The organism is Pantoea sp. DY-5 (assembly GCF_019795955.1).
GTDB classification, from domain to species: domain Bacteria; phylum Pseudomonadota; class Gammaproteobacteria; order Enterobacterales; family Enterobacteriaceae; genus Pantoea; species Pantoea leporis.
The window spans coordinates 1-1242 of record NZ_JAIMIE010000019.1 but is presented as its reverse complement, the minus strand read 5'-3'; the positions used below and the strand labels follow the sequence as shown (position 1 = coordinate 1242).

Here is a 1242-nt window from a genome sequence, read left to right as displayed (position 1 = left end):
GTGTAGCACCGGAGATCCCGGTACTGGTTGATTTTTACGATAACGTCGGTACACCGGGCGCAGTTATTCCGGACGGCGAAAAAGCCAAAACCGACGATACCACTCCGACCCTGCGCGGTACGGGAACGCCAAACAGCATCGTGCATATCCAGTCAGCCAAAACGGGCGACAGCTGGGGCGATCTGGGTACTGCCCGCGTTGATAACAACGGCAACTGGGAATACACCCCAGCAACGCTGGATTACGCGACCTGGCAGTTCCGTGTAAAAGCCAGTAACGCATTAGGAGACACCGCCTGGGCGCAAAAGGTGTATTTGAATATTGTCAAAGGTGGAAATTATTCTACAACAATTGATTTTGAAGAAAGCTTTGGAAATGTCGATTTAGACTCAATGACATATGGACGATGGTATGAAACTACTAATGAAATAAACTTCCAACTTTACAACTCAAATAAAACAAACCATAAAATTCCCTTTATAACTCCTGGTGCATTAGTTCCTGAGTTTGGAGGGAAAGCGGTAGAAATGAGTCAAGGTGACGGAGTAGGCATTTATAAATCTGATCTTTTTAATCGAGATAGTATAGCCCATAACTTTAGCTTCCAAATATACAATCCGAATCAGGCTGATGTTTTGATGATTTTAGTTGTACGATTTCGTTCAGAGACAACCGTAGGGAATCAAGTAAATAAAATTTTAACTACTAAACCCGGATTAAACACCTTCACTAATGAAGATATATTTAGCAATGCTGAATACCCTGAATTATATGCTATATGTGAGTTTGTGTTATATAATACGAAGGATTCAACTCTTATTGGTGCCAACCCACCACTATGGTTTGATAATCTCATGCTTGAACCACCTTATTGGGAAACCTCATCCTTATTGTCTCAGGGTAATGACATAAACAATCATCAAATTTCTGGCGTTGAAGAGCTGTCTGACAACATGGTAGGTCACGAAAATCAGGCCGACATCCTGAAAATCACCGATAAAGATCAGTTGCTCGACCTCACCACTCAGGAGAGCAAAATCGAATCCATCGAAATCTTCGATATCACCGGCACCGGCGATAATACCCTGAAGCTGGATCTTAACGCCCTGCTACAACACGGTGAAAAAGGTCTGTTTATCGAGGACGGTAAAACCCAGTTGATGGTGAAAGGTAACGAAGGTGATGTGGTTGAGCTCAAAGATATTCTGCCGGAAGGCAGCGATATCAGCGAATGGCAACATC

Annotated in this window: 1 protein-coding gene; it reads left to right on the top strand. The window is 43.2% G+C overall.

Annotated features, from left to right (window positions below; all coding sequences use genetic code 11):
- On the top strand, positions 1 to 1242 hold a 1242-nt coding region (locus K5Y30_RS24725), incomplete at both ends, for an Ig-like domain-containing protein (RefSeq protein WP_255606824.1).